Source organism: Rhizobacter sp. P2_D12, assembly GCF_056404395.1.
This window is the reverse complement of the sequence record NZ_JBFUEB010000025.1, coordinates 20,723-47,127: the sequence shown is the minus strand read 5'-3', so window position 1 is coordinate 47,127 and position 26,405 is coordinate 20,723. Positions and strand designations below refer to the sequence as shown.

Below are 26,405 nucleotides of genomic sequence, written 5' to 3'. Positions count from 1 at the left end.
ATGCACCATGGCGGGGGCTCATTTCGGGCTTCAGCACCAGCAGATTGCATCCGACACTGCCCTCATACACCGCGTCGGTGTGGGGAGCGCGAACATGAACCTGGCATCCGGATGGTCCTGGCTGGCGTCCCTGGCCACGCGTCGTGCAGCGCACAAGGCAGAGCCCGAGGCTGCCGACTACGGCACCGCGTTCGGGCTGGACATGAGCCTGTCGCCGCCGCGCGACAGCGAATTCGACCGCTTCGAAGCCGGCGCCACGGCCCCCGCGCCGCTGGGCTGGATGAGCCGCATCGTCCCCCGCCGATGATCCGGACGCCGGTCCGCAGACCGGCTCACACCTCGATCACGCGCTGCCCGTCGTAACCCTCGGGCTCGCCACGCTTCGTGTGGCCGCGCGCGTTGCACACCACCCGCGTCACGCCCCGCGCATGCGCGACGGTGTAGTCGTGCCGGCAGTGCACGTGCCCGTGGATCCACAGGTCGGCGCCCGGCAGCAGGTCGTCGTCGGCATTGCAGAAGCTCGCGGTGCCGGACTGGCTGCCGTAGCGCGGGTCGGCGCTGCGCAAGCTGGGTCCGAAATGGGTGATGACGACGGTCGCATCCGCATCCGGCGGCTCGGCCAGCGCGGCGGCCAGCCAGGCGCGGCAGGCCAGCGCCTCGTCGCGCACCTGCGGCGCGGCGAACGGCTCGCCGTTCAGCGTCGAGCGCTGCACCTTCATGAAGTACGAGCCGGCACGCATCGACTTGTCGCGCTGGGCCTCGCCGAACAGGTCGAAATCGCACCAGCGCACCGTGCCGGCGAAGCGGATGCGCCGGCCGTCGGCGCCGGTGCGGAGGCAGGTCTCGCGCTCGAGCATCGTCATGCCGAGCGACACCACGCGCTCGCGCAGCACCGGCCAGGTCTCGTTCAGCTCGCGGCCGTCGAACTCGTGGTTGCCGGCGACGAAGACGATCGGTACCGGCCAGCCGCGGAAGTGGTCGAAGGCCTTCCAGGTGCTGTCGACGTCGCCGGCCAGCACCAGCAGTTCGGCGCCGGGGGCGGGCTCGGGCGAAAAGGTCTCGGTCTCCTGGTGCAGGTCCGACAGCAGTTGCAGCTTCACCGGCTCAAGTGGCTCCGTGGCACTGTTTGAACTTCTTGCCGCTGCCACAGGGGCACGGGTCGTTGCGGCCGACCTTCGGCGCCTCGCGCTTGATGGTGTCGACCCGGTAGCGCGCATCGCGCGTCAGGTCCGACAGCTCGGCCACCGTCGTCACCATCTCCTCGATCGCGTCGTCCAGCGTCGACAGCGGGTACTCGCGGTCCAGCGTCGCGACGACCTCGCGCTCGTCGTCGGTCTCGGCCGGCAGGTGGCGGTACAGCCGTGCCAGCGAGGTCATCACCGCGTCCTGCGGCATCTCGGCCAGGTCGGGGAAGCAGATCGCCGCGTGCTGGAAGCCGGCCACCCAGGGCATCAGCGGCTGCGAGACCTCGGCCAGGCCTTCCATCGGGTCGATCTCGCCCTCGGCCAGCGGCGCCGGCGGGTGCTCGTCGTCGAACTCCAGCACCAGCGGGTTGAACCAGCCGTCCTCGACGATCGCGCGGTTCAGCGCGGCATAGCGGCGCAGGATCAGCGCCTGGGTGCGCTCCAGCCAGGCGGCGTCGACGTCGTCCGGCAGCGGCGTGCCGTCGAAATCGAACACGTGCGGCAGCCAGGTGTCGGGCGCCAGCATCACCGGCTGCACCAGCACGCCGCACAGGAAGCCGTCGAGCATCACCGCGTCGACCGGCTGCAGCGGCTCGGGGGTCGCGGCGAGCAGCTCGTCGAGCTCGGCGAACTCGGCGTCGCTCAGGTCGTGGGCAGGGGGCAGGGAGGCGGGAAGGGCGGTGGGCGCGGGCATGGCAGGTCTCTTGGACGACGATCGAGCCCGGATTGTCGTCGCTTCCGCGCGCCGCTCAGGTCCRGCCCGCCGAGAAGCTGCCGATCAGCCGGTAGCGCCCGCCCGGATGCACCAGCCGCGCCACCGATGCGACGATGCCCTGCGACAGCGTGCGCCGCGACACCTGCAGCAGCGCGCTGCCGGGTGCGACGTCGAGCAGGCGCGCCTGCTCTTCGGTGGCGAGCACCGCCTCCACCACCTGCTCGGCCTCGGTCAGCGGCGCATGCTCGAACAGCACGTGCGAGGGCGTCACCTGGGTGAAGTCCTGCGCCAGCAGGTCGGGCGCCAGGGCCGGGTTGACGTGCCGGTCTTCGTATTGGATCGGCACGCCGTTCTCCAGGTGCACCAGGCGGCAGCGGATCACCGGCGCGCCCTTGCGCAGCCGCATCGCCGCGGCGATCTCGGCGCTCGCCTTCTCGCGCGCGATGCTGCACACACGCGTGGTGTGGCGGTGGCCGCGCTCGACGATCTCGTCGTGGATGTCGCGCACTTGCAGCAGGTTGGAGATCGGGTGCAGCTCGGCCACGTACGAGCCCGAGCCCTGGCGCCGCTCGATCAAGCCCTCGTCCTCGAGCTCGCGCAGCGCACGGTGCACCGTCATGCGCGCGCAGCCGAACTCCTGCACCAGCTCGCGCTCGGACGGCAGGCGCACGCCGGGCTGCCAGCCGCCTTCGGCAATGCGGTGGCGGATCGAGTTCTTGACTGCTTCGTAGGGCAGCGTTCCGTCGCTGGATTTCATCGTTCGATCTTACCCCTGTGCTAAAGTTGTCTAGACCACTTGGCGAGGATCCCCATGACGACGCCCGCGCACCTGATCACCCCCGGCCAGCTCGACAAGGCGATGCTGCTCGACGCCGCCGCCGGCGGCGCCCGCTTCGGCATCGCGCCGTCGGCCCGTGCCGGCATCGAGGCCAGCGTGCAGGCGGTCGCGACGCTGATGTCGCGTCACGAGCCGGTCTACGGCATCAACACCGGCTTCGGCAAGCTGGCGCAGACGCGCATCGCCGACGACCAGCTGGCGCAGCTGCAGAAGAACCTGGTGCTGTCGCACAGCGCCGGCGTCGGCCAGCCGATGGCGGCCCCGGTGGTGCGGCTGATGCTGCTGCTGAAGGCGGCCAGCCTCGCGCACGGCGTCTCCGGCGTGCGGCCGCAGGTGATCGATGCGCTGCTCGCGCTGCTGGCGGCCGACGTGCTGCCGGTGGTGCCCGAGAAGGGCTCGGTCGGTGCCTCCGGCGACCTGGCGCCGCTGGCCCACCTGGCCGGCGTGCTGATCGGCATCGGCGAGGCTTTCGTCGACGGCCGGCGCGTGGGCGCGCTGCAGGCACTGAAGCACGCCGGCATCGAGCCGCTGGTGCTGGGCCCGAAGGAGGGCCTGGCGCTGCTGAACGGCACGCAGGCGTCGACCGCGCTGGCGCTGGTCGCGACGCAGCGGCTCGAGCGCATCTTCGACGCCGCGATCGGCATCGGCGCGATGACGGTGGACGCGGCCAAGGGCGCCGACACGCCGTTCGACGACCGCATCCACAAGGTGCGCGGCCAGCCCGGCCAGCGCAAGGTGGCGGCCAGCTACCGCAGCTGGCTGGCCGGCAGCCCGCTGCGCCAGTCGCACCTCGATTGCGACAAGGTGCAGGACCCGTACTGCCTGCGCTGCCAGCCGCAGGTGATGGGCGCCTGCCTCGACCAGATGCAGCATGCCTGGGACGTGCTGCTGACGGAGGCCAACGGCGTCTCCGACAACCCGCTGGTCTTCGCCGACACGATGGAGGCGCTGTCGGGCGGCAACTTCCACGCCGAGCCGGTGGCCTTCGCGGCCGACAACCTGGCGCTGGCGATCGCCGAGATCGGCGCGCTGTCCGAGCGCCGCACCGCGATGCTGATGGACCCGGGCATCTCGGGGCTGCCGGCCTTCCTGGTGGAGAACGGCGGACTCAATTCCGGCTTCATGATCGCGCAGGTGACGGCGGCCGCGCTGGCGTCCGAGAACAAGTCGCTGGCGCACCCGGCCAGCGTCGATTCGCTGCCGACCTCGGCCAACCAGGAAGACCACGTGTCGATGGCCACCTATGCGGCGCGGCGTTTGCACCAGATGCTGGACAACACGGCGGGCATCGTCGCGATCGAATGGCTGGCGGCGGCGCAGGCGCTGGATTTCCACCGGCCGCTGCGCTCGTCACCGGCGCTGGAGGCCTTGCATGCGCGGCTGCGCGAGCAGGTGCCGTTCCTGAAGCAGGACCGGTTGATGGCGCCGGACATCGAGGCGGCGACGCAGTTGATCGAGCACCCGTAGCCCGGATGCCAATCCGGGTTTGTCCGTCACGCGTTCATGCCCGCGGCCTTGAGGCTCTCCGACCGAATGTCCTCCGTCACCTGCGCCTTCAACTCCGAAAACCGCGGCGTCGTCTTCACCGTGTAGTGCCGCGGGTACGGCAGGTCGATCGCGAGCTCGGTCTTGATGCGCCCCGGCCGTGCGCTGAACACCGCGCAGCGGTTGGCCATGAAGATCGCCTCGTCGATGTCGTGCGTGACGAACAGCACCGTCTTGCGGTGCAGGTCCCAGATCGACAGCAGCAGCTCCTGCATCAGCGCGCGCGTCTGGTTGTCGAGCGCGCCGAAGGGCTCGTCGAGCAGCAGGATCTTCGGGTCGTTGGCCAGCGCGCGTGCCAGCGCGACGCGCTGCTGCATGCCGCCCGACAGCTGCTTCGGGTAGTGCGATTCGAAGCCGGTGAGCCCCACCTCGGCGACGAAGCGATCGGCGATCTCGCGCTGTTGCGCCTCGGCCATGCCCTTCTCGCGCAGCCCGAAGCAGATGTTCTGCCGCACCGTCAGCCACGGGAACAGCGTGTAGCTCTGGAACACCATGCCGCGGTCGGCGCCGGGGCCGTGCACCGGCTGGTCGTCGAGCAGCACCTCGCCGACGCTCGGCGTGTCCAGCCCGGCCACGATGCGCAGCAGCGTCGACTTGCCGCAGCCCGACGGCCCGAGCACCGTGATGAAGTCGTTGTCGGCGACCTCCAGGCTCGTCGGCTGCAGCGCAAGCGTCGGCGCGCCGCCGTTCACGCCGGGGAAGGTGCGGCCCACGCCGCGGATCGACAAACGACTCACAGTGAAGCCCAGCGGAAGAGGCGGCGGTTCAAGCGCTTGAACCCGAGGTCCGACACCAGCCCGATCACGCCGATCGTGATGATGCCGAAGATGATCTGGTCGGTGGCCAGCAGCGCCTGGCTGTCGGTGATCATGTGGCCGATGCCGCTGGACGCGCCGATCAGCTCGGCCACGATCACGTAGGTCCAGGCCCAGCCGAGCACCAGCCGCAGCGTCTCGGCGATCTCGGGCGCGGCGGCCGGGATCAGCACCCGGCGCACGATGCCCCAGTCGCGCGCGCCCAGCGTGTAGGCGGCCTCCACCAGGTCGCGCCGCGTGTTGCCGACGCTGACCGCGATCATCAGCACCAGCTGGAAGAACGAGCCGAGGAAGATCACCGCCAGCTTCTGCGCCTCGCCGATGCCGGCCCACAGGATCAGCAAGGGGATGAAGGCCGACGCCGGCAGGTAGCGCGCGAACGAGACGAAGGGCTCGAAGAAGGCCTCGACCGGCTTGTAGGCGCCCATCGCGACGCCCAGCGGCAGCGCGACCAGCGCGGCCACGACGAAGCCGCCCAGCACGCGCCACATCGTCATGCCGATGTCGTGCGCGAAGCCTTGCTGCGTCAACAGATCCCAGCCGGACCGCACCATCGTCAGCGGGTCGGCCAGGAAGGTCTTCGACACGAAGCCGCCCAGCGTCGCGACCGCCCACACGGCGAAGAACAGCACGAAGAAGGCGACCCCGAGCGCGATGCGCCGCCCGGGCTCGACCGCAAGCAGCGGCTTCACTGGACGAAGCTGCTGTCCGCCAGGCCCTTCAGGTCGGGGATCTGCTTGATGCTGCCGATCTCGAGCAGCAGCTCGGCCGCTTCCTTGCTGAAGGGCTGCAGCACGCTGGTGAAGAAGCGCTGGTTGGCGGCCCGGTCCTGCCAGCGCAGGTAGGCCTGCGACTTCTCGAACGCCTCGCCGCTCTGCTTGACGTCGGCGCCCATGATCTCGAACGACTTCTTCGGCTCCTTGCGGATCATCTCCAGCGCATCGAAGTAGCTGTCGGCCAGCGCCTTCGCGGCCTTCGGGTTGTCCTTCAGGAACTTCGGCGTGCAGCCGAAGGTGTCCATCACCATCGGGTAGTCGAGCGTGGTCGCGATGATCTTGCCGGCTTCGGGCCTGGCGCGCACCGTCGACAGGTAGGGCTCGTAGGTCATCGCGGCGTCCAGGTCGCCGGCGTTCGCGACGAAGGCGTTGGCCGCGGCCTGCGGCTCCAGCGTGACGACCTTGACGTCCTTGATCGACAACCCGTTCTTCTTCAGCATCCAGGCCAGGCCGAAGTACGGCGCGGTGCCCGGCGCCGACGCGGCCACCGTCTTGCCCTTCAGGTCGGCGATCTTCTCGATGCCGTTGCGCACCACCATGCCGTCGGCGCCGAAGCTCTTGTCGAGCTGGAAGATCTGCGTCGTCGCGACGCCGTTGGCGTTCCAGACCACCCAGGTCTCGACCGTCGTCGCGGCGCACTGCACGTCGCCCGAGGCGATCGCCAGGTGGCGGTCCTTCTGCGGGATCTTCTTGATCGACACGTCCAGCCCGTGCTTCTTGTAGATGCCGGCCTCCTTGGCGAGCGTCAGCGGCGCGAAGCCGGTCCAGCCGGAGATCGCGATCGCCACCGGGGTCTCCTGCGCCCAGGCCGGCAGCGCCGCCCCCATCCCGATCGAAACGACGGCGACGACGGCGCCCAGGGACCGCCTCAAGGCACGCACTGCATTCATCACGACTCCTGTGGGAAGGGACAAGGTGGCGGGCATGATGCAAGCCCTGTGCCGGGCAGTCTACACTCGGGCCTTTGCTTGTCTAGGCCACTTCGGCGCGCTCACCGCTGGTGTTTTCACGCATGGATCCAAGCACGTTCGCACTGACGCGGGGCAGCGTCCCGCTGCTGCTGTCGTTCCCGCACGCGGGCACCGACATCCCCTCGGACATCGAGGCCCGCATGACGCCCGAGGCGCTGCTGCGGGCCGACACCGACTGGCACCTGCCGCTGCTGTACGACTTCGCCGTGCGCATGGGCGCGAGCACGCTGGTGCCGGCGTACTCGCGCTACGTGATCGACCTGAACCGGCCGCCGGAGGACAGCAACCTCTACCCGGGCCAGGACACGACCGGCCTGGTGCCGCGCGACACCTTTCGCAAGCAGCCCCTGTACCGCGCCGGCCAGGAGCCCGATGAGGCCGAGGTCGACGCGCGGCGCGAGCGCTTCTGGCGCCCGTACCACGTCGCGCTGCGCGGCGAGCTCGAACGGCTGCGCGACCTGCACGGCGTCGCGGTGCTGTGGGACGCGCACTCGATCGCCAGCGTCCTGCCGCGCTTCTTCGAGGGCAAGCTGCCCGACCTGAACCTCGGCACCGACCAGGGCCGCGCCTGCGCGCCGCTGGTGCAAGTGGCGGTCGAGGCGGTGCTGCGCGGCCAGCACGACTACACGCAGGTCAGCAACGGCCGCTTCAAGGGCGGCTATATCACGCGCCACTACGGCGAGCCGGCGCGCAACGTGCACGCGCTGCAGATGGAGATGTGCCACGGCACCTACATGGACGAGCCGGCGCCGTTCGGTTTCCGGCCCGACCTGGCGGCGCGCGTGCGGCCGCTGCTACAGCGGATGCTCGAGGCCGCGCTGCAGGCGAGTGCGTAGCGGGCTCGCGCCGATCGCGTAGCTCAGCGCGGCGGGGTGGTCGAGGTCCCACAGGCACAGGTCGGCCACCTTGCCCGCTTCGACGCTGCCGTGCGTCGCCGCGACGCCCAGCGCCTGCGCCGCATGGCGCGTGACGCCCAGCAGCGCCTCGGCCGGCGTCATGCGGAACAGCGTGCAGGCCATGTTCATCATCAGCGGCAGGTGCGTGCCGGGACTGGTGCCCGGGTTGCAGTCGGTCGCGACGGCCATCGGCACGCGGTGCCGGCGGAACAGCGCGATCGGCGGCGCGACGGTGTCGCGCAGGAAGTAGTACGCGCCGGGCAGCATCACCGCCACCATGCCGGCGCGCGCCATCGCGGCGACGCCGGCCTCGTCGACGTGCTCCAGGTGGTCGGCCGACAGCGCACCGAACTCGGCGGCGAGCGCTGCACCCTGCTGGTTGGACAGCTGCTCGGCATGCAGCTTGACCGGCAGGCGGTGCCGCCGCGCGGCGTCGAACACGCGCCGCACCTGGGCCGGCGTGAAGCCGATGGTCTCGCAGAAGGCGTCGACGGCGTCGGCCAGGCCGTCCTGCGCGATCTGCGGCAGCAGGTGCAGGGCGATCTCGTCGATGTAGGCGTCGGGCCGGCCTTCGAACTCCGGCGGCAGCGCATGCGCGGCCAGCAGCGTGGTGCGCACGTTGATCGGAAACGCCTCGCCGAGCCGGCGCGCGACCTGCAGGCATTTGCGCTCCGCGTCGAGCGACAGGCCGTAGCCGGACTTGATCTCGACCGTCGTGACGCCATGGCGCATCAGCGCGCGCAGGCGGCGCGCCGAAGCGTCGAACAGCGCGTCGGGCGTGGCATCGCGCGTCTTGCGCACCGTCGAGCGGATGCCGCCGCCGGCACGCGCGATCTCCTCGTAGGTGGCGCCCTGCAGTCGCAGCTCGAACTCCCGTGCCCGGTCGCCGGCGTACACCAGGTGGGTGTGGCAATCGATCAGGCCGGCAGTGAGCAACGCGCCCTGGCCATCCAGTTCGCCGCGCGGGTTCAGCCCGGCCGGCAGGGCGGACATCGGGCCGCAGCGTGCGACGTGGCCTTGCGCGATCGCCACGTAGCCGAGGGCCGAGGGTGTGCAGGTCTCGTCGAGCCCGTCGACGATGCGCACGTTGCGGATCAACAGGTCGGTCATGAGGCCCCCAGCAGTTGCGCGCGCGCCGCGGCGAAGGCCCGTGCCGCGCCCTCGCCGGCCACGTGGCGGCCGTGCTCGACGCGGCGCCGGCCGCCCACCCACGCGTCGGTGACGGCGCGCTCGCCATGGTTCGCGAAGACGTGGCTGGCCAGGCGCTGCGATGCGGACAGGCCCGCCTGCAGCTCGCCGGGCGCGAGGTGGACGAAGTCCGCCTGCTGGCCAATGCGCAGGCCGCCGACCGCGCGTCCGCTCGCCCGCGCACCGCCGGCCACCGCGGCCAGCCACATCGCATCGGCCACCTGAGGCTGCGCCGGCGTGGCCAACACGTTGCGGCGCTGCTTCGTCAGGCGCTGGCTGTATTCGAGCAGGCGCAGCTCTTCGGCAGCATCGACGCTCGCATGGCTGTCGGAACCGATGCCCCAGCTGCCGCCGTCGGCGACGTGGGCCTCGGCATCAAAGACACCATCGCCCAGGTTGGCCTCGGTGCTCGGGCACAGGCCGGCCACCGCCCCGCTGCGGGCGAGGCCGCGCCGCTCCGACGCATCGAGGTGGGTCGCATGCACCAGGCACCAGCGCGCATCGACGCCGGCATGGTCGAGCAGCCATTGCACCGGCCGCTGGCCGCTCCAGGCCAGGCAGTCGTCGACCTCGCGCTGCTGTTCGGCGACGTGGATGTGCACCGGGGCGCCGGGGTCGGCGCCGTGCAGCCCGCCGAGCAGGTCGCGCAAGGCCTCGGGCGCCACGGCACGCAGCGAATGCGGCGCCGCGCCGACGCGCACGCCCTCGTGGCGCAGCCGGCTGACCAGGCCCAGCAACCCGTCGACGCTGTTCAGGAAGCGGCGCTGCCCGGCCAGCGGCGGCTGGCCGCCGAAGCCGCTCGCCTGGTACAGCACCGGCAGCATCGTCAGGCCGATGCCGGCCGTGCGCGCGGCCGCGACGAGGCGCAGCGACATCTCGGCCGCATCCGCATGCACGCGGCCGTCGGGCTGGTGGTGCACGTAGTGGAACTCGCACACCGCCGTGTAGCCGGCCTGCAGCATCTCGATGTACAGCTGCGTCGCGATGGCCTGCAACGCATCCGGCGTCAGCGCCTGCGCGAAGCGGTACATCAGCGTGCGCCAGCTCCAGAAGCTGTCCTGCTCGGCGCTGCGGTGCTCGGTGAGGCCGGCGAAGGCGCGCTGGAAGGCATGCGAATGCAGGTTGGGCAGGCCGGGCAGCAGCGCGCCGGGCGCGCGCTCGACCGCCGCGCCGGCGTTCATGCCGGCCTCGACGCAGGTCAGCGTGCCGGTGGCGTCCCACTGCAGCAGCACGTCGTCGGCCCAGCCTTGCGGCAGCAGCGCGTGGCTGGCGAACAGCGAGCCGGCGGTCATGGCGTGGCCTCGATGCGAACCAGCAATGCGCAGGCGGCGTCGCCTTCGGTGCGCAATTGCAGCACGGGCAGGCCGTCGCGCCACAGCCAGGCCTGCAGCGGGCCGAGCCGCCGCGCGCCGTCGACCCAGTGGCCCAGGCTCGCGAACAGCAGGCCAGCCTGCGCGGGCTGCGTCTGCGTGTCGTGGTGCAGGGGGGTGACCTCGGCACGGCAGCGACCGCGCCGCGTCATCACGTTGAAGTCGCGGCACGGGCCGGCCAGCAGCTCGGCACGCAAGGCCTCGTCGCCCGGGAAGTGGAACGGCTGGTGTGCGTACGCCAGGCGTTCGTCGATTCGCCCATCCGCCGACGACAAGCGCATGCCTGCACCGCGCAGCAGCACGATGCAGCGGTCGATGCCGGGGAAGGCGGAGAACGGCGCGTCGTGGCCGATCTCGGCCACGCTCGCGCGCCAGTCGAAATCGAGCGCCGCGCCCGGCGGCTGCACGGCCAGTTCGCGCGTCACGCCGGCGCCGTTGCGCCACGGCACGGCGGGGGTCGCCTGCAGGTCCAGCAGCTCGCGCGTCACGGGGCGATCATCGGCAGCTTCAGGTGCTGCGCGTGCGCCGTCTGCACCGCCAGCTCGTAGCCGGCATCGGCATGGCGCATCACGCCCGAGCCGGCGTCGTTGACCAGCACGCGGGCCAGGCGCTTCGCCGCCGCGTCGGTGCCGTCGGCGACGATCACCATGCCGGCGTGCTGCGAGTAGCCCATGCCGACCCCGCCGCCGTGGTGCAGCGAGACCCAGGTGGCGCCACCCGAGGCGTTGAGCAGCGCGTTCAGCAGCGGCCAGTCGGACACCGCGTCGGTGCCGTCCTTCATGCCTTCGGTCTCCCGGTTCGGGCTCGCGACCGAACCGGTGTCCAGGTGGTCGCGGCCGATCACGATCGGCGCCTTCAGCTCGCCGCTGCGCACCATCTCGTTGAAGGCCAGGCCGGCCAGGTGGCGCTCACCCAGCCCGAGCCAGCAGATGCGTGCCGGCAGCCCCTGGAACGCGATGCGTTCGCCGGCCATGTCGAGCCAGCGGTGCACGTGCGCGTTGTGCGGGAACAGCTGCTTGATCTTCGCGTCGGTCTTGCGGATGTCTTCGGGGTCGCCCGACAGCGCGACCCAGCGGAACGGCCCCTTGCCTTCGCAGAACAGCGGGCGGATGTAGGCCGGCACGAAGCCGGGGAAATCGAAGGCGTTCTTCACGCCCTGGTCAAACGCGACCTGGCGGATGTTGTTGCCGTAGTCGACGGTGGGCACGCCCATCGCGTGGAAATCGAGCATCGCCTGCACGTGCACCGCGCAGGACTTCGCGGCCGCCTGCTTCAGGCGTTCGTGCTGGTGCGGGTCGCGCTGCGCATCGCGCCATTGCGCGACCGTCCAGCCGGCCGGCAGGTAACCGTTGATCAGGTCGTGGGCCGAGGTCTGGTCGGTGACGATGTCGGGGCGGATGCCGCCGGCCTTCGCGCGTCGCACCAGCTCGGGCAGCAACTCGGCGGCATTGCCGAGCAGGCCGATCGACACCGCCTCGCGCTTGGCGGTGTGCCACTGGATCAGCGCCAGCGCGTCGTCGAGGTCCCTGGCCTGCTTGTCGAGGTAGCGCGTGCGCAGCCGGAAGTCGATGCTGCTCTGCTGGCATTCGATGTTCAGCGAGACGCCGCCGGCGAACGTGGCGGCCAGCGGCTGCGCGCCGCCCATGCCGCCGAGGCCCGCGGTCAGCACCCAGCGCCCGGCCAGGCTGCCGCCGAAATGCTGGCGGGCGGCTTCGGCGAAGGTCTCGTAGGTGCCCTGCACGATGCCCTGCGTGCCGATGTAGATCCACGAGCCGGCGGTCATCTGCCCGTACATGAACAAGCCCTGGCGGTCGAGCTCGTTGAAGTGCTCCCAGGTGGCCCACTTGGGCACCAGGTTCGAGTTGGCCAGCAGCACGCGCGGCGCGTCCGGATGCGTCTTGAACACGCCGACCGGCTTGCCGGACTGGATCAGCAGGGATTCGTCGTCTTCCAGTTCGCGCAGCGACGCGAGGATCTGGTCGAAGCAGGCCCAATCGCGCGCGGCGCGGCCGATGCCGCCGTAGACCACCAGCTCCTCGGGCCGCTCGGCGACCTCGGGGTCGAGGTTGTTCTGGATCATCCGGAACGCCGCCTCCGCGAGCCAGGACTTGCAGCTGAGCGTGCTGCCGCGCGGCGCGCGCACGACGCGGCCCGGGGCCGAGCGGGCGGCCTGTGCCGCGGCATGCGCGACGGTCTTCATGTCGGTGGTGGAATTCATCGGGGGATCCTGGCGCGAGTTCGACTGAAGTGGTCTAGACCACTTCGCGCAGGATGCTGGAACTTGCCGGGCACGTCAAGCCCATGCCGCGTCAGCCGCCGGCCGTCCCGGCGGCTTCGACCAGCCGGGCGCGCAGCCACTGGTGGGCGCTGGCCCGGTCGTGCCGCATGTGCCACAGCGCCTCGACGTGGATGCCGGCCAGCGGCAGCGGGATCGGCCGCTGCACCAGGTGGTCCTGGTAGCCGGTGGCGGCGATGAAGGTGCGGGGCAGCACGGTCAGCAGGTCGCTGCTCGCGACCACCCGCCCGGCGGTGAAGAACTGGTTGACGGTGAGCACGATGCGGCGCGTGCGGTGCAGCTGGGTCAGCGCCTGGTCGACCAGCCCGTGCGGGCGCCCCGAGAAGCTGACCAGCAGGTGGTGGGCGTCGCAGAAGCGGTCCAGCGTCAGTTCCCCGTCGGCCAGCGGGTTGCCGCGCCGCATCACGCAGACGTACTGGCTGTCGTAGAGCCGCTCATGGTGGATCGGGCTCGCACTGCCCTGGGCCACGAGGTTGGCGACCGCGTCCGGAAAGTAGCCGACCGCGAAGTCGACTTCGCCGCGCTCCAGCAACGGGCGGGGGTCGCGGGTCGTCAGCGGGATCACACGCAAGTTAGCAAGCGCTCGCATCTGCTCGATCTGCTGCACCAGGGATGGCATCAGCATGGCCGCGGTCGCGTCCGCCATCGCGAGTCGGAAGTTCGCCACATCTTTCTGCGGGTCGTATTCGCCCGGCGCGAAGGCCTGGCGCAGCGCCGCCAGCGCCGCCTGGACTTCCGGCCACAGCTGCTCCGCACGCGGCGTCGGCTTCACCCCGAACGATGTGCGAGTGAGCAGTTCCTCTCCAACGGAGTCTTTCAGGCGCTTGAGTGCGTTGCTGACCGCCGGTTGTGTCAGCGCCAGCCGTTCGGCCGCGCGCGTCAGGTTGCCTTCTGCCATCACGGCGTCAAACACACGCAGCAGGTTCAAGTCAAGTGTGCGGAAATTCATGCTTCGTACTCCTGGACACCGAGATATCACTGCTGTGTATATCACTGATTCACAGCTTTCAGTGGCGGAACCCTGGGGTAAACCCTAGGATAGCGGCATGCGAGGTCGAAAACGATTTCGCGAGTCTTGAAAGGAATTTCCATGAGCACCTTGATCAGCCTGCTGGGCCAACGCGTCTGGGCCTCGCTGGAAGCCGTTGCACAGACCCGCGCCCGTCCCGAACTGCTGGCGCTGGCCAGCCGCTACGAAGCGTCGCAACCCGAGTTCGCAGCCCAGCTGCGCAGCTCAGCTTCCGCCAGCCAGCACTGACACCGCCGACCACGGCCTCCCCCCGAATTCGCCACCAGCGATTGAACGAACTGAAAGAAACACGATGACCACGACCACGATGGACCTGCAAGTCCCCCAGCAACGCACCGCCCCGCGCCTTGCCGCGCCGTTCGCCGCCGCCTTCGCGGCGCTGCTGAACGCGCTGAAGCCCGCCGAGCGCGTCGCTGCCGAAGAAAACCAAGCCGCCCGTGAGGCCGCCGATGTGCGAGCGATGGCTCGCCAGTATCTGAAGACCGACCCCGGCTTCGCAGCGGACCTGTTCGCTGCCGCCGACCGGCACGAAGAGCTGTACGGCAACTGACCCGGTGCCGCTGCCACGGGCGGCGGCCCACTTCGAGACCATCATGAACACTTCGAACTTCTACGCTGACTCGCAAGCCTCGACGGCTTTCGTGCAGCGCCTCTCGGGCGCCTATGCGTTCGCCACGGCCGCCCTGGCCAACCTGCTGAGCCCGGCCGTCGAAAGCCCGGCCGAAGCCGCGAGCCGCCTGCGCTCGCTGGCCGACAGCTACAGCGACGGCCAGCCCAGCTACGCCGCCGACCTGCGCGCGGCCGCCGACCGCGCCGACGCCGAAGCCTGAGCGGCCGGCGCTCAAACGACAAGGCCCGCGTCAGCGGGCCTTTGTCATTGCATGCTCGGAAATCATTAATCCATATAATATGGGATTATGTCCCTATTTAATGGATATTGAGTGGGTGCCATCGATTTCCTCCTGACGCCAGGTTTGCAGCGTGTCCTGGGCGCTGTATACGCCAACCCGGCGCGCAGCTTCACGCTCAACGAGTTGCTCGCGAAAGCCGGCACGGGCAAGGGCAGCACCCAGCAGCAGATCGACCGCCTGGTCGAAGTCGGTGTGCTGGTCGAGGAGCCGCGGCGGGGGCGTCAGCGATCCATCAGGGCCAATACCGCCTATTTCCTGTATCCGGAGTTGCGGAGCATCGCGCAGAAATCGTTCGGGCTGGCCGAACCGCTGCGCGAAGCGCTGGTGCCATTCGAGCAGCAGATCGCGGAGGCCTTCGTCTTCGGCTCGGTGGTGTCAGGCACCGACTCGCATCAAAGCGACATCGATCTGGTCGTCGTTGGCACGGCGCCGTTGCTGGAGCTGACACAAGCGCTGCTGGAACTGGAGCAGCGACTTGGCCGCCCGGTCCATTTGAACCTGTACGCGCCAAGCGAGTGGTCGCAGCTCACGGGCAGTGACAGCGTCCTGGCGCAAATCGCTCACGGACCACGGATCCCGATCCTCCCCCATGACCCGGCCGGCTGAATACGAGAACCTCATCAAGGCCAAGGCGCTCGAGGCCGTGGTCCCGACCGAAGGGGCCATCGCGCAGTACCTGCGCAATGCACAGGACTACCTGGCGTCGGCCCGCTCGCTCGGCGAGCGCTTGCCGCTGCAGACCTTTACCCTGGCCTACGAGGGCTACTTCCAACTGGTGCAGGCCGTGCTGGAGCATTACCAGGTTCGCACCAAGGATGCCGGTCGCAATCTCGCGATTCAGCGTGTCAGCACGGACCTGAAGCTGGGCTCCGCCGAGTTCGCCCTGGTCACCCGGGCGCATGCGAGGCGCAATGCCACCTCGTACCAGTCTCCGTTCCCACCCGTCTCCCAGGCGGAAGCGGATGCCCTGCTGGGCATTCTCGACAAGTACATTCCGGCGGCAGTGGCGCTCACGCGCCCAGCCGCGCCTCGATCCGCGCCTTGGTCGCCGCCAGTTCCGCCGGCAGGTGGTACGCCAGCTGCCTGAACAGCTCGTCGTGCAGCGCCAGTTCGGCCTTCCATGACGCGTCATCCACACCCGTCACCTGCTCGTACTGCGCGGCGTTGAAGTCCAGCCCGTTCCAGTTCAGGTCCTGGTAGGCCGGCGTCACGCCGAACACGTTCTCGCGGCCCCGGCCCGTGCCTTCGACACGCTCCAGCATCCACTTCAGCACGCGCATGTTCTCGCCGTAGCCGGGCCAGACGAACTTGCCGTCGTCGCCCTTGCGGAACCAGTTGACGCAGTAGATCTTCGGCAGCGTCGCCCCCTTCGCCTGCAGCTTCGCACCCAGCGACAGCCAGTGCTGGAAGTAGTCGCTCATGTTGTATCCGATGAAGGGCAGCATCGCGAACGGATCGCGCCGCACCACGCCCTGCTGGCCGGCGGCGGCGGCGGTGGTCTCGCTGCCCATCGTCGCGGCCATGTAGACGCCCTCGGTCCAGTTGCGCGCTTCGGTGACCAGCGGCACCGTGGTCGAGCGGCGCCCGCCGACGATGATCGCGTCGATCGCGACGCCGGCCGGGTTGTCCCACTCCGGGTCGAGCGCCGGGTTGTTGGTGGCCGGCACGGTGAAGCGCGCATTCGGGTGTGCCGCCTTCGCGCCGGTTTCCTTGGCGATCTGCGGTGTCCAGCGCTTGCCCTGCCAGTCGGTCAGCTGCGCCGGCGGCACGTCGGTCATGCCTTCCCACCAGACGTCGCCGTCATCGGTGAGCGCGACGTTCGTGAAGATCACGTCGCGCTTCAGGCTGGCCATGCAGTTGGCGTTGGTCTTCTCGTTGGTGCCCGGCGCGACGCCGAAGTAGCCCGCCTCCGGGTTGATCGCATGCAGGCGGCCATCGGCCGCCGGCTTGATCCACGCGATGTCGTCGCCGATGGTCGTGACCTTCCAGCCCGGCAGGCCGGCCGGCGGGATCAGCATCGCGAAGTTGGTCTTGCCGCAGGCGCTCGGGAAGGCGGCGGCCACGTGGTGCTTCCTGCCTTCGGGGCTCTCGACGCCGAGGATCAGCATGTGCTCGGCCAGCCAGCCCTCGTCGCGGCCCATCGTGCTGGCGATGCGCAGCGCGAAGCACTTCTTGCCCAGCAGCGCGTTGCCGCCATAGCCCGAGCCGTAGCTCCAGATCTCGCGCGTCTCGGGGTAGTGGACGATGTACTTGGTGGTGTTGCACGGCCACGCGACATCCTTCTGGCCCGGCTCCAGCGGCGCGCCGACGGTGTGCATGCACGGCACGAAGTCGCCGTCGCTGCCCAGCACGTCGAGCACCGCGCGGCCCATGCGTGTCATGATCTTCATGTTGACCGCGACGTACGGGCTGTCGGACAGCTCGACGCCGATGTGCGCGATCGGCGAGCCCAGCGGGCCCATGCTGAACGGCACGACGTACATCGTGCGGCCCTTCATCGCGCCGCGGAACAGGGCCTGGTCACCCGTCTGCAGCAGCGCGCGCATCTCGGCCGGATCCATCCAGTTGTTGGTCGGGCCGGCGTCTTCCTTCTTCGCGCTGCAGATGAAGGTGCGGTCCTCGACGCGGGCGACGTCGCTCGGGCTGCTGCAGGCCAGGTAGCTGTTGGGGCGCAGCTCGGGGTTCAGCTTCTTGAAGGTGCCGGCCGCCACCAGCTGGGCGCACAGCCTGTCGTATTCGGCGGTGCTGCCGTCGCACCAGTGCACGTCGCGGGCCTCGGTGAGCGCGGCCATCTCGGCCACCCACGCCATCAGGCGCGCATGTTTGACGTAAGCGGGCGCGTTCAGGCGCAAACCCTCCATCACGGGTCGGTTCATGGTGGCTCCAATCATCAAAGTCAAGGAAGGCGGAATCGGGCGAACCTCCGGGCTCGCCCCATGCCGCCGCGACCGTGATCGAGGAACAGCCGGTTTCATCGCCGATGGGCAATCGATGTGCCTTGCACCGGGCAAGGCATTGTCGCGCCACTGTAATCGCGCGGTAACCACCGCAGCCCGGGGGGCCATGCAAATTCCGAATGCCGGCATGCAAAGCAGTTGTGACTTTTTCGGCGGTTCTGTTGCAGGCCGGCGGGGCCGAATTCGGGCCCGCTTAAGATCGTCGGATGATGCGACGACGCCTCCTCCTCTCCCTCGCGGCCGCCGGCGGCCTCCCCTTCTCCCGCGCCGCCCAGGCGGCCCAGCGCAAGTCGCTGGCCGACCCGCTGCTGATGGGCGTGGAGCAGTCGCTGCTCGAATCCGGGCTCGGCCAGGCCTTCCAGAAGGGCTTCGGGCGCGACACCGGCGTCGCCGTCCAGGTGTCCGGCGGCCAGAGCGCCGGGTTGATCCAGGCGCTGGAGCGCGGCGAGATCGACATGGCGATGACCAATGCGCCGGAGCTGGAGGCCCAGCTCGAGAAGCAGGGTCTCGCCCATGACCGCCACCGCATCGCGCTCGGCGACTTCGTGCTGGTCGGCCCGGTCGAAGGCAAGGGCAAGAAGGCGAAGGACCCGGCCGGCGTGCTCGGCACCAAGGACATCGCCGCGGCGCTGATGGCGATCGCGAACGCGCAGGCGCGTTTCCTGACGTCGGGCAATGGCAGTGGCGCGACGCTGGCCGAACTGCCGCTGTGGCGCGCCGCGAAGATCGCGCCGGCGGCGCCCTGGTACGCCACGGCGGATGCCAAGTCACCGATCGTCGCGCAGGCCGCCGCGCAGAACGCCTATGCGCTGGTCGAGCGCGGCGCCTGGCTGGCCCACCCGGCCAAGCCGCTCGCGATCGTCGTCGAAGGCGACCCCTTGCTTGCGACCGAGGTCCACGTGATGCGCTCGTTCCGCGTCAACCACCCGGCCGCCAAGCTGTTCACGCAGTGGGTCTCGGGGCCGCAGGGCCGCCGCGTCGCCGGCAGCGTGCGTGGCTGGCGCGCCGGATGAGCGCCCGCCTGCTCAGCGTCAACCGCGCCCGCGCGACCGAGGTCTCGATCGACGGCCGCGCGGTGCTCACCGCGATCGGCAAGCAGCCGGCGGAGGGCCGGGTCGCGGTGCTGCCGATGGGGCTGGACGGCGACGAGCAGGCCGATCCCAGCGTGCACGGCGGCCTGTCGAAGGCCGTCTACGCCTACCCCAGCGAGCACTATGCGTTCTGGCAGACGGTGCGCGCGCAGGCCCAGGTGGCCGACTGGAACCAGCCGCTGCCGCCCGGCGCGATCGGCGAGAACCTGACGCTCGCCGGCCTGCTGGAAAACCAGGTCTGGATCGGCGACGTGCTGCGCTTCGCCGACTGCGAGCTCGCCGTCAGCGAACCGCGTTTCCCTTGCTTCAAGTTCAACCACGCGATGGGTTTCAACCAGGCGGCGAAGATGATGGCGTCCAGCGCCTGGTGCGGCTTCTACCTTGCCGTGCGCTCGCCCGGCACGCTGCAGGCGGGCGAGTCCTTCGAGCTGGTGCCCGGACCGCGCGAGGTCGGCATCCCCGAGTTGTTCCGGGCGCGCATGAAGCGCGGCTGATCAGGCGGCCTGCGCCGACCAGCGGAACATCGGCGAGGCCAGCAGCACCACCGCGGCCATGCGCGTCACGTGGAAGGCCGTGACGACCGGCACGCCGAGTTCGAGCGTGCGCGCGGTCAGGCACATCTCGGCGATGCCGCCCGGCGAGGTGCCGAGCATCACCGTCGCCGGATGCAGGCCGCTGAGCTGCGCGACCCCGAGCGCGAAGCCCGCCGACAGCACGATCATCGCCAGCGTGCCGGCGCCGACGCTCAGCAGCCAGCGCGGCGCCGTGTGCAGGAAGGCCGGCGTGAAGCGCGTGCCGAGCGCGACGCCGATGAACAGCTGGCCGAGGTTGGTCATCCACTTCGGCACCGCCGACAGCTCGACGCCGGTGGCCGTGAGGCCGAACGCGACGAACAGCGGCCCCAGCACCCACGGGTTCGAGACGCCGCGCCAGCGCAGGAAGGCGCCACCCGCGATCGTCAGCGCGATCAGCTGCAGCAGCCCCTGCCATTCGACCGTCTGCGGGCCCGGCAGCGTCGGGTCCAGCCCGTGCAGGCCGGCAAACTGGAAGCCGAACGGGATCGTCAGCACGACCAGCAGGATGCGCAGCGAATGGGCGCTTGCGACCAGGTCCATGCGGCCGCCGTAGCGCTCGGCCAGCACCGCCATCTCGGAGGCGCCGCCGATCGCGCTGGCGAAGAACAGCGTCGGCCGGTCGAGCGCCAGCGTGCCGGCGTTGGCGCGCTTCAGGAAGACGCCGAACAGCGCGCCCAGCAGCAGGGCCCATGCGATGCCGGCGAGGATCACCGCCCAGTGGCTCGCGACGATGCCGACCACCTGCGGCGTGAAGTACAGGCCGAGCACCGTGCCGATGGCCCACTGGCCGGCGTTGCGCAGCGGCGTCGCCGCCGCCATCGGCAGGCCGGCCATGCAGCCGATCGCGGTGGCGACCAGCGGGCCGATCATCCACGGCAGCGGCGTGTGCAGCAGCAGGCACAGCCCGGCTGCGGCGGCCCCGGCGACGAGAGTGAGGAGAAGGCGGACGGGTCGGGGCGCGAGAAGGGAATGCACCCCGGGATGCTAGCCCGAGGTCGTGTCAAAAGCCCTCGAGCACCACCTTGCCGCGCGCCTTGCCGCTCTCGATGAAGGCATGGGCGCGCTTCAGGTTGGCCGCGTTGATGGTGCCGAAATGCTCGCCCAGCGTGCTGCGCAGCCGGCCGGCGTCGATCAGCGCCGCCACCTCGTCGAGCAGCTCGTGCTGCTTGTGCATGTCGGCGGTCTGCATCATCGAGCGCGTGAACATCAGCTCCCAGTGCAGCGACAGGCTCTTGCGCTTGAGCGCCATCACGTCCAGCGGCTCCTTGAAGTCGTCGATCAGTGCCAGCTTGCCCTGCGGCGCGAGCGCCTCCACGATCTGCGTGTAGTAGCTGGGCGTGTGCGTCAGCCCGGCGACCGCGGTGACCTGCGGCACGCCGGCCGCCTGCAGCTGCGGCAGCAGCGGCTGGTGGTGGTCGATCACGTGGTGCGCGCCGAGCTCGCGCAGCCAGGCCTGGGTTTCCGGACGCGACGCGGTGCCGATCACCGTGAGCTTCGTCAGCTGGCGCGCGAGCTGGGTCAGGATCGAGCCGACGCCGCCGGCCGCGCCGATGATCAGCAGCGCGCCTTCGGTCTGCGGCGTGACGACCAGGCGGTCGAACAGCAGCTCCCATGCGGTGATCGCGGTCAGCGGCAGCGCGGCGGCCTGGGCGGCAGGCAGGCTCTTCGGCGCATGGCCGACGATGCGCTCGTCGACCAGCTGCAGCTCGGCATTGCTGCCCGGGCGCGTGATGTCGCCGGCGTACCAGACCTGATCGCCGGGCTTGAACAGCGTGACCTGCGGCCCGACCGCCTCGACGCGGCCGACGGCGTCCCAGCCGATCACCTTCGGCTGGCCGTCCGCCGGCGCACTGCCGGCGCGGATCTTCACGTCGACCGGGTTGACCGACACCGCCTGCACGCGCACCAGCAGGTCGCGGCCGGCGGCTTTCGGCTCGGGCAGGGTGACGTCGAGCAGCGACTCGGCATCGGTGATGGGCAAGGGGCGGCGGTAGGCGACGGCTTTCATGGCGGGTTCCAGGGAGAGGGGGATGGAGGCACTGTAGAGGCCGGTGCCGGGATTGATAATCCGCGGTTTGCCACTTTCAGCTTCAAACCGAATTTGAAAGATGGCGCAGCCCGCCCCGGCAACGACAATACGCGGCTGGTTCCCGATTCCGAAGAAAGCCGCCCATGCTCGCCTACCGCCACGCCTTCCATGCCGGCAACCATGCCGACGTGCTCAAGCACACCGTGCTCGGCATGGTGCTGCGCTACATGAACCAGAAGGACAAGCCGTACCGGCTGGTCGACACGCATGCCGGCGCCGGCGGCTACTCGCTGGAGGGCCAGTACGCGACCAAGAAGGGCGAGTTCGAGCAGGGCATCGCGCGCCTGTGGGGGCGCGACGACCTGCCGGGCCCGGTGGCCGACTACGTGGCCGCGGTGCGCCAGTTCAACCCCGACGGCAAGCTGCGCCAGTACCCCGGCTCGCCGGCCTTCGCGCAGATGCTGCTGCGCGCGCAGGACCAGCTGCGCCTGTTCGAGCTGCACAACACCGACCACCGCATCCTGCAGTCCTTCCTCGGCGAGACGAAGAACGTCGAGATCTACAACGCCGACGGCTTCGACGGCCTGAAGGGCCAGGTGCCGCCGTCCAGCCGCCGCGCCGCGGTGCTGATGGATCCGAGCTACGAAGGCCACGGCGACTACGGCCGCGTGATCGCGTCGCTGCGCGAGGCGCTGCTGCGCTTCGTCGACGGCGTCTACATGGTCTGGTACCCGCAGGTGCAGAAGCTCGAGGCGGCGCAGCTGCCGCGCCGGCTCGAGGGCCTGGCGCCCAAGGGCTGGCTGCACGTGCGCCTGACGGTGCAGGTGCCCGATGCGCAGGGCTTCGGCCTGGCCGGCAGCGGCATGTTCATCCTGAACCCGCCGTACACGCTGCACGACGAACTGCTCGCGCTGCTGCCCTACCTGGTCGACGTGCTGGGACAGTACGACGACGCGAACTACCTGCTCGAACAGAAGGCCGCGTGAGGCCGCCCGCGTAAGACAGGTTGCAAGCGGTTTCATCCGGGTTTCAGGAATCGCTCGGTAGATTCCCTGTCAGACAGCTTTTTGCTGCAGCGCCGTAGCTGCACCGCCGCAATGCCCGCCAGGGCGCATGCCGGCTCGTGTCGTGGCATGTCGTGTGCGTTTTTTCACAGTCTCCAAACCGTCGGCCTGGGCTTGTCATCGCCTTAACGATTGGTAAACGTCTTCTTGCAAGCGCTTTCAGCGATGGCTATGCTCGCGCCGCGTTCGCTCGCTGTGCCGATGCGTTCGACAGACCAACAAGAGGAGACAAGACATGATTCGTTCTTCGCGAGCGGCCCTGCACGGGCTCGCCTGGGCCGTGGCGCTGACGCTGGGCGCCTGCGGCGGCGGCGATTCCGATGACAGCCCGGCCCCCCCACCCGTGAGTACCGACATCCCGACCACCCCGCTTGCGGACTGGCCGGCGATCAAGAGCGCGATCAAGACCGACAGCGCCGTCGAGGCCAAGGTCGAGGCCCTGCTCGCGAAGATGAGCCTGGCCGAGAAAGTCGGCCAGATGACGCAGGTCGAGATCCAGGGCGTGACGCCGGACGACATCAAGACCTACCACCTCGGTTCGGTGCTGAACGGCGGCGGCTCGTTCCCCGGCCAGAACAAGGGCGCGGCGGTGGCCGACTGGCTGGCGCTGGCCGATTCGCTGTGGGCGGCGTCGGTCGACCCGGCGAACGCCAACCCGATCCCGCTGATCTGGGGCACGGACGCGGTGCACGGCCACAACAACGTGAAGGGCGCGACGCTGTTCCCGCACAACATCGGCCTGGGCGCGACGCGCGACCCCGAGCTGCTGCGCCGCATCGGCGAGGTCACCGCGCGCGAGGTGGCACACACCGGCATCGACTGGGCCTTCGGCCCGACGCTGGCCGTGGTGCGCGACGACCGCTGGGGCCGCACCTACGAGGGCTACTCGGAAGACCCGCTGGTCGTGCAGTCGTACGGCGGCGAGGTCATCAAGGGCCTGCAGGGCACGCTCGCGAAGGACGCGAAGGCGAATGAAAAAGTGGTCGCGACCGCCAAGCATTTCCTGGGCGACGGCGGCACCACCGACGGCAAGGACCAGGGCGTCACCGCCGTCACCGAAGCCGACCTGATCAATATCCACGGCCGCGGCTACTACACCGCGCTGCAGGCGGGTGCGCAGTCGGTGATGGCCTCGTTCAGCAGCTGGAAGGACGCGGCCCAGGGCGACACCGCGCGTGCCAACAAGATGCACGGCCACAAGTACCTGCTGACCGACGTGCTCAAGACCAGGATGGGCTTCGACGGCTTCGTCGTGTCCGACTGGAACGGCCTCGGCCAGGTCAACACCACCAACAGCGACTCGGCGATCGCCTGCACCAACTCGAATTGCCCGCAGGCCATCAATGCGGGCATCGACATGGTGATGGTGCCCTACCTCGACGACTGGAAGGCCTTCATCACCAACACGATGGCCAGCGTGCAGAACGGCGAGATCCCGCAGGCGCGCATCGACGACGCGGTGCGCCGCATCCTGCGCGTGAAGATCCGCGCCGGCCTGTTCGACAAGCCCAAGCCGTCGGCGCGCAATGCCAGCACCGAGGTCGGCACGGCCGAGAACCGCGCCGTCGCGCAAGAGGCGGTGCGCAAGTCGCTGGTGCTGCTGAAGAACAACGGCGCCACCTTGCCGCTGGCCCGCGACGCCAAGGTGCTGGTGGCCGGCAAGAGCGCCGACAGCCTGTCCAACCAGACCGGCGGCTGGTCGCTGACCTGGCAGGGCACCGACAACGTCAATGCCGATTTCGGCGGCGGCACCACGCTGTGGCAGGCGATCCGGAAGGTCGCGCCGAACGCGGTGATCGACACCAGCACCACCGGCACGCTCGGCAGCGCGGACTACGACGCGGCCATCGTCGTGGTCGGCGAGACGCCGTATGCCGAAGGCGTCGGCGACATCGGCAAGAACAAGACGCTGGAGCATGCCAGGTGGCACCCGGAAGACGTCGCGCTGATCCAGGCGCTGAAGGACAAGGGCGTCAAGAAGATCATCACGGTGCTCTACTCGGGCCGGCCGCTGTACGCCAGCCGCGAGATCAACCGCTCGGACGCCTTCGTCGCGGCCTGGCTGCCGGGCACCGAGGGTGACGGCATCGTCGACGTGCTGTTCAAGAAGGCCGACGGCAGCGTCAACGCCGATTTCAGCGGCAAGCTGTCGTACTCGTGGCCCAAGTCGGCCTGCCAGACCTCGCTGAACAAGGGCGACGCGGCCTACGACCCGCTGTACGCCTTCGGCTACGGGCTGAGCTACGCGGCGCCCGGCGCCGACCAGGGCCAGCTCGACGAGAGCACGGTCGCGCAAGGCTGCGGCGTGCCGGCCGGCGGTGGCGGCACCACCGACCAGACGCTGTCGGTGTTCGACGGCGCCAACCAGGGCGGCTTCTCGATGCGCATCGGCGCGCCGTCGAGCTGGAGCGTGCTGGTGGGCCTGTCGACCGCGACGAGCACCTCCACGCCGCAGGCCGAGATCACCGCGGTGCCGGTCGACGACAAGGACGGCAAGCAGTGGGCCGCGATGAAGGCGCACTGGAACGGCGCGGCCGGCCAGCTCTACATGCAGAGCACCAACGAGAACGACAAGCAGGACCTGCAGTCGTACCTCAACTCGCAGGGTTCGCTGGTGTTCGATGCGCGCGTCAGCGTCGCGCCGACGGCGGCGATCAAGATGCGCGTGGACTGCGGCTACCCGTGCATCGGCGAGATCGACGCGACCAACACCTTCGGCACGCTGCCGGCCAACACCTGGACGGAACTGGCGATCCCGCTGCAGTGCTTCGCCGACCAGGGCACCGACTTCACCGCGGTGAACACGCCCTTCCTGCTGTACACGGCGGGCACGTTCGAACTCTCGGTGGCCAACATCCGCTGGGATCCGAAGCGCACCGGCAACGTGCCGTGTGCCGGCGGCCCGGCCGTCAACGTGATCGCGGTCAGCGGCGACAAGGATCTGTACGTCAACGGCATCAGCGATGCGGCCGCGCTGGCCGCACCGGGCGCTTGGTCGTACGGCACCGGCAGCGTCACGCTGACGAACGACGTCGTCGACGGTGCCGACAAGCTGATCGACGTGGTGTTCAACGGCGTGACCGACGGGGCCGGCAACGGCGGCATCTTCATGTCCACGCCCGACAACACGCTGATCGACGCATCGGCTATCGCGGCCACCGGTGGCGTGCAGTTCGAGATCCGCGTGCTGGACTACGGCCAGAGCACGCAGGACTTCTGGACCAAGATGGTGTGCGACCGCAAGAGCGACACCTGCCGCACCGGCGACCTGAAGGACAAGGTCGGCCACCCGGCGCTCAACACCTGGCAGACGGTGAAGATCCCGTTCAGCTCGCCGGACTACACGGCCAACGGCTTCGACCCGGCCAAGATCACGTCCCCGCTGGAGATGCTGCCGGCCTGGGACGACCAGAAGGGAACCATCCACTTCCAGATCCGCAACCTGCGGATCGTGAAGACCCTGTAGCCAGGGTCGATTGCGGCGGTCGCGCGGACCAGGCGGTCAGCGCGTGACCCTTCAGGGGCGTGGCGCGAGCCGCGCCCCTTTTTTATGGCTTGGCGGCCGGCGCCGCATGCGCCTTCTTCAGGCTCTCCATCCACGTCGTCCAGTCCATCGGCCCGGTCGTGTAGCGCTTCTGCAGGTTCTCGAGCACCCGGCCCCAGGCGCGGTCGAAGTAGGCATAGGTCTTGTCCCATTCGCCGCCGTCGCCCCAGCCGACGTGGTGCAGCGTCACGCGCGTGCTCTTGTCGTCGACCGGCGCGAAGCGCACGACGACGAAGGTGCGCTGCTGCCGCGCCTCGGGCAGCGAGGGCGGCGCGTTCCAGTCGAAGCTGATCATCTTTATCGCCTGCAAGGCCATGAAGCGCATGTCGTCGGCGCCCTTCATGCCGGGCTCGGCCAGCGGATCCATGTGGATGTGGAAGGCGCCGCCGACGCGCGCGTCGATCTCCGCCTCGGGCGAGAAGAAGCCCTCGATGCCGGCCTTCGTGGTCCAGCTCTGCCACACCTGCGCGAGCGGGGCGGCGACCAGCACCTCCTTGTCGATGGCGCGTTCGGCCGCCGCTGCGGGAGCGGCCGGCGCGGCCAGCAGGGCGAGGGAGGTCGCAAGGACGGCAAGGCGCATGGCGTGCTCCGGCGGTGGAAGGAGGCGGGC

27 protein-coding genes are annotated in these 26,405 nt (G+C 69.7%); 12 read left to right on the top strand and 15 right to left on the bottom strand.

The window, feature by feature from the left end; translation table 11 throughout:
• The first annotated feature begins 94 nt into the window (after positions 1–94).
• Entirely contained in the window at positions 95–307 is a 213-nt protein-coding gene (locus tag AC1DYN_RS11115; RefSeq protein WP_477959323.1) for a hypothetical protein, read from the top strand.
• 25 nt (positions 308–332) lie between these two features.
• Here AC1DYN_RS11115 and AC1DYN_RS11110 read toward each other — a convergent pair whose 3' ends face one another.
• The 3 genes from AC1DYN_RS11110 to hutC are packed head-to-tail and all read right to left on the bottom strand — an operon-like array spanning position 333 to position 2,656.
• Entirely contained in the window at positions 333–1,100 is a 768-nt protein-coding gene (locus AC1DYN_RS11110) for a metallophosphoesterase (RefSeq protein ID WP_477959321.1), read from the bottom strand.
• A gap of 4 nt (positions 1,101–1,104) precedes the next feature.
• Positions 1,105–1,878 carry a UPF0149 family protein gene (locus AC1DYN_RS11105; RefSeq protein WP_477959319.1) on the bottom strand — a complete coding sequence of 258 codons (774 nt, stop codon included), beginning with the start codon at positions 1,876–1,878 and terminating at the stop codon, positions 1,105–1,107.
• A gap of 55 nt (positions 1,879–1,933) precedes the next feature.
• Positions 1,934–2,656, bottom strand: a complete 723-nt coding sequence (gene hutC, locus AC1DYN_RS11100) for a histidine utilization transcriptional repressor HutC (protein ID WP_477959318.1) — start codon at positions 2,654–2,656, stop codon at positions 1,934–1,936.
• Between the two features lie 54 nt (positions 2,657–2,710).
• Between hutC and hutH the strand changes: the two genes are divergently transcribed.
• Entirely contained in the window at positions 2,711–4,204 is a 1,494-nt protein-coding gene (gene hutH / locus AC1DYN_RS11095) for a histidine ammonia-lyase (protein WP_477959316.1), read from the top strand.
• Between the two features lie 26 nt (positions 4,205–4,230).
• Here the strand turns inward: hutH and AC1DYN_RS11090 are convergent, their stop codons facing one another.
• The 3 genes from AC1DYN_RS11090 to AC1DYN_RS11080 are packed head-to-tail and all read right to left on the bottom strand — an operon-like array spanning position 4,231 to position 6,763.
• A complete protein-coding gene (locus tag AC1DYN_RS11090) occupies positions 4,231–5,019 on the bottom strand; it encodes an ABC transporter ATP-binding protein (RefSeq protein WP_477959314.1) in 789 nt (262 codons plus the stop codon).
• A complete protein-coding gene (locus AC1DYN_RS11085) occupies positions 5,016–5,789 on the bottom strand; it encodes an ABC transporter permease (protein ID WP_477959312.1) in 774 nt (257 codons plus the stop codon). The genes AC1DYN_RS11090 and AC1DYN_RS11085 overlap by 4 nt, the downstream gene beginning before the upstream one ends.
• Positions 5,786–6,763: an ABC transporter substrate-binding protein gene (locus tag AC1DYN_RS11080; RefSeq protein ID WP_477959309.1), complete on the bottom strand. Its 978-nt coding sequence runs from the start codon at positions 6,761–6,763 to the stop codon at positions 5,786–5,788. The genes AC1DYN_RS11085 and AC1DYN_RS11080 overlap by 4 nt, the downstream gene beginning before the upstream one ends.
• 122 nt (positions 6,764–6,885) lie before the next feature.
• Between AC1DYN_RS11080 and hutG the strand changes: the two genes are divergently transcribed.
• Positions 6,886–7,680: an N-formylglutamate deformylase gene (gene hutG, locus AC1DYN_RS11075; protein ID WP_477959307.1), complete on the top strand. Its 795-nt coding sequence runs from the start codon at positions 6,886–6,888 to the stop codon at positions 7,678–7,680.
• On the opposite strand, the gene hutI is transcribed toward hutG, so the two are convergent.
• From hutI to AC1DYN_RS11050, 5 genes are all read right to left on the bottom strand, one after another.
• On the bottom strand, positions 7,639–8,850 hold the full coding sequence (hutI, locus tag AC1DYN_RS11070) for an imidazolonepropionase (protein ID WP_477959305.1): 1,212 nt from the start codon (positions 8,848–8,850) through the stop codon (positions 7,639–7,641). The two genes, hutG and hutI, sit on opposite strands and share 42 nt — an antisense overlap.
• Positions 8,847–10,220, bottom strand: a complete 1,374-nt coding sequence (locus tag AC1DYN_RS11065) for a formimidoylglutamate deiminase (RefSeq protein ID WP_477959303.1) — start codon at positions 10,218–10,220, stop codon at positions 8,847–8,849. Before AC1DYN_RS11065 ends, hutI begins: the two co-directional genes overlap by 4 nt.
• Positions 10,217–10,786 (bottom strand): HutD/Ves family protein, encoded by a 570-nt coding sequence (locus AC1DYN_RS11060; RefSeq protein ID WP_477959301.1) that lies wholly within the window; start codon positions 10,784–10,786, stop codon positions 10,217–10,219. The genes AC1DYN_RS11065 and AC1DYN_RS11060 overlap by 4 nt, the downstream gene beginning before the upstream one ends.
• Positions 10,783–12,498, bottom strand: a complete 1,716-nt coding sequence (hutU, locus tag AC1DYN_RS11055; RefSeq protein WP_477959363.1) for a urocanate hydratase — start codon at positions 12,496–12,498, stop codon at positions 10,783–10,785. Before hutU ends, AC1DYN_RS11060 begins: the two co-directional genes overlap by 4 nt.
• Before the next feature lie 109 nt (positions 12,499–12,607).
• On the bottom strand, positions 12,608–13,543 hold the full coding sequence (locus AC1DYN_RS11050) for a LysR family transcriptional regulator (RefSeq protein ID WP_477959299.1): 936 nt from the start codon (positions 13,541–13,543) through the stop codon (positions 12,608–12,610).
• Positions 13,544–13,684: 141 nt separating this feature from the next.
• On the opposite strand from AC1DYN_RS11050, the gene AC1DYN_RS11045 reads away from it, so the two are divergent.
• The 5 genes from AC1DYN_RS11045 (at position 13,685) to AC1DYN_RS11025 (ending at position 15,622) form a co-directional block, all read left to right on the top strand.
• Positions 13,685–13,852: a hypothetical protein gene (locus tag AC1DYN_RS11045; protein WP_477959297.1), complete on the top strand. Its 168-nt coding sequence runs from the start codon at positions 13,685–13,687 to the stop codon at positions 13,850–13,852.
• A 64-nt stretch (positions 13,853–13,916) separates the two neighbouring features.
• Entirely contained in the window at positions 13,917–14,174 is a 258-nt protein-coding gene (locus tag AC1DYN_RS11040) for a hypothetical protein (RefSeq protein WP_477959295.1), read from the top strand.
• Between the two features lie 43 nt (positions 14,175–14,217).
• Positions 14,218–14,454, top strand: coding sequence for a hypothetical protein (locus AC1DYN_RS11035; protein WP_477959293.1), 237 nt, complete (start codon positions 14,218–14,220; stop codon positions 14,452–14,454).
• Between the two features lie 111 nt (positions 14,455–14,565).
• Positions 14,566–15,141: a nucleotidyltransferase domain-containing protein gene (locus tag AC1DYN_RS11030; protein ID WP_477959291.1), complete on the top strand. Its 576-nt coding sequence runs from the start codon at positions 14,566–14,568 to the stop codon at positions 15,139–15,141.
• Complete coding sequence (locus AC1DYN_RS11025; protein ID WP_477959289.1) at positions 15,125–15,622, top strand: hypothetical protein; 498 nt, start codon at positions 15,125–15,127, stop codon at positions 15,620–15,622. Before AC1DYN_RS11030 ends, AC1DYN_RS11025 begins: the two co-directional genes overlap by 17 nt.
• Here the strand turns inward: AC1DYN_RS11025 and AC1DYN_RS11020 are convergent.
• Entirely contained in the window at positions 15,546–17,411 is a 1,866-nt protein-coding gene (locus AC1DYN_RS11020) for a phosphoenolpyruvate carboxykinase (GTP) (RefSeq protein ID WP_477959287.1), read from the bottom strand. The genes AC1DYN_RS11025 and AC1DYN_RS11020 overlap by 77 nt on opposite strands.
• A 290-nt stretch (positions 17,412–17,701) precedes the next feature.
• On the opposite strand from AC1DYN_RS11020, the gene AC1DYN_RS11015 reads away from it, so the two are divergent.
• Both AC1DYN_RS11015 and AC1DYN_RS11010 read left to right on the top strand, forming a co-directional pair.
• Positions 17,702–18,505, top strand: coding sequence for a substrate-binding domain-containing protein (locus AC1DYN_RS11015; protein ID WP_477959285.1), 804 nt, complete (start codon positions 17,702–17,704; stop codon positions 18,503–18,505).
• Complete coding sequence (locus tag AC1DYN_RS11010; RefSeq protein ID WP_477959283.1) at positions 18,502–19,077, top strand: MOSC domain-containing protein; 576 nt, start codon at positions 18,502–18,504, stop codon at positions 19,075–19,077. The genes AC1DYN_RS11015 and AC1DYN_RS11010 overlap by 4 nt, the downstream gene beginning before the upstream one ends.
• On the opposite strand, the gene AC1DYN_RS11005 is transcribed toward AC1DYN_RS11010, so the two are convergent.
• Positions 19,078–20,133: an AbrB family transcriptional regulator gene (locus AC1DYN_RS11005; RefSeq protein WP_477959281.1), complete on the bottom strand. Its 1,056-nt coding sequence runs from the start codon at positions 20,131–20,133 to the stop codon at positions 19,078–19,080. It abuts the gene before it with no gap.
• 25 nt (positions 20,134–20,158) lie between these two features.
• The gene (locus tag AC1DYN_RS11000) at positions 20,159–21,166 is read right to left on the bottom strand and encodes a zinc-binding alcohol dehydrogenase family protein (RefSeq protein ID WP_477959279.1); all 1,008 of its coding nucleotides are present in this window, start codon (positions 21,164–21,166) and stop codon (positions 20,159–20,161) included.
• Between the two features lie 164 nt (positions 21,167–21,330).
• Between AC1DYN_RS11000 and AC1DYN_RS10995 the strand changes: the two genes are divergently transcribed.
• The gene (locus AC1DYN_RS10995; protein ID WP_477959277.1) at positions 21,331–22,173 is read left to right on the top strand and encodes a 23S rRNA (adenine(2030)-N(6))-methyltransferase RlmJ; all 843 of its coding nucleotides are present in this window, start codon (positions 21,331–21,333) and stop codon (positions 22,171–22,173) included.
• A gap of 313 nt (positions 22,174–22,486) precedes the next feature.
• Positions 22,487–25,717, top strand: a complete 3,231-nt coding sequence (locus AC1DYN_RS10990) for a glycoside hydrolase family 3 N-terminal domain-containing protein (RefSeq protein WP_477959275.1) — start codon at positions 22,487–22,489, stop codon at positions 25,715–25,717.
• An 82-nt stretch (positions 25,718–25,799) separates the two neighbouring features.
• Here AC1DYN_RS10990 and AC1DYN_RS10985 read toward each other — a convergent pair whose 3' ends face one another.
• The gene (locus AC1DYN_RS10985) at positions 25,800–26,375 is read right to left on the bottom strand and encodes an SRPBCC family protein (protein WP_477959273.1); all 576 of its coding nucleotides are present in this window, start codon (positions 26,373–26,375) and stop codon (positions 25,800–25,802) included.
• Positions 26,376–26,405 lie beyond the last annotated feature (30 nt).

Excerpts from the sequence above, each read along its gene's own strand:
- AC1DYN_RS11115 (WP_477959323.1), top strand. The coding sequence starts at position 95 with ATGAACCTGGCATCCGGATGGTCCTGGCTGGCGTCCCTGGCCACGCGT.
- AC1DYN_RS11105 (WP_477959319.1), bottom strand. The coding sequence starts at position 1,878 with ATGCCCGCGCCCACCGCCCTTCCCGCCTCCCTGCCCCCTGCCCACGAC.
- hutH (WP_477959316.1), top strand. The coding sequence starts at position 2,711 with ATGACGACGCCCGCGCACCTGATCACCCCCGGCCAGCTCGACAAGGCG.
- AC1DYN_RS11080 (WP_477959309.1), bottom strand. The coding sequence starts at position 6,763 with ATGAATGCAGTGCGTGCCTTGAGGCGGTCCCTGGGCGCCGTCGTCGCC.
- hutG (WP_477959307.1), top strand. The coding sequence starts at position 6,886 with ATGGATCCAAGCACGTTCGCACTGACGCGGGGCAGCGTCCCGCTGCTG.
- hutI (WP_477959305.1), bottom strand. The coding sequence starts at position 8,850 with ATGACCGACCTGTTGATCCGCAACGTGCGCATCGTCGACGGGCTCGAC.
- AC1DYN_RS11065 (WP_477959303.1), bottom strand. The coding sequence starts at position 10,220 with ATGACCGCCGGCTCGCTGTTCGCCAGCCACGCGCTGCTGCCGCAAGGC.
- hutU (WP_477959363.1), bottom strand. The coding sequence starts at position 12,498 with ATGAAGACCGTCGCGCATGCCGCGGCACAGGCCGCCCGCTCGGCCCCG.
- AC1DYN_RS11050 (WP_477959299.1), bottom strand. The coding sequence starts at position 13,543 with ATGAATTTCCGCACACTTGACTTGAACCTGCTGCGTGTGTTTGACGCC.
- AC1DYN_RS11045 (WP_477959297.1), top strand. The coding sequence starts at position 13,685 with ATGAGCACCTTGATCAGCCTGCTGGGCCAACGCGTCTGGGCCTCGCTG.
- AC1DYN_RS11040 (WP_477959295.1), top strand. The coding sequence starts at position 13,917 with ATGACCACGACCACGATGGACCTGCAAGTCCCCCAGCAACGCACCGCC.
- AC1DYN_RS11035 (WP_477959293.1), top strand. The coding sequence starts at position 14,218 with ATGAACACTTCGAACTTCTACGCTGACTCGCAAGCCTCGACGGCTTTC.
- AC1DYN_RS11025 (WP_477959289.1), top strand. The coding sequence starts at position 15,125 with ATGACCCGGCCGGCTGAATACGAGAACCTCATCAAGGCCAAGGCGCTC.
- AC1DYN_RS11020 (WP_477959287.1), bottom strand. The coding sequence starts at position 17,411 with ATGAACCGACCCGTGATGGAGGGTTTGCGCCTGAACGCGCCCGCTTAC.
- AC1DYN_RS11015 (WP_477959285.1), top strand. The coding sequence starts at position 17,702 with ATGCGACGACGCCTCCTCCTCTCCCTCGCGGCCGCCGGCGGCCTCCCC.
- AC1DYN_RS11010 (WP_477959283.1), top strand. The coding sequence starts at position 18,502 with ATGAGCGCCCGCCTGCTCAGCGTCAACCGCGCCCGCGCGACCGAGGTC.
- AC1DYN_RS11000 (WP_477959279.1), bottom strand. The coding sequence starts at position 21,166 with ATGAAAGCCGTCGCCTACCGCCGCCCCTTGCCCATCACCGATGCCGAG.
- AC1DYN_RS10995 (WP_477959277.1), top strand. The coding sequence starts at position 21,331 with ATGCTCGCCTACCGCCACGCCTTCCATGCCGGCAACCATGCCGACGTG.
- AC1DYN_RS10990 (WP_477959275.1), top strand. The coding sequence starts at position 22,487 with ATGATTCGTTCTTCGCGAGCGGCCCTGCACGGGCTCGCCTGGGCCGTG.
- AC1DYN_RS10985 (WP_477959273.1), bottom strand. The coding sequence starts at position 26,375 with ATGCGCCTTGCCGTCCTTGCGACCTCCCTCGCCCTGCTGGCCGCGCCG.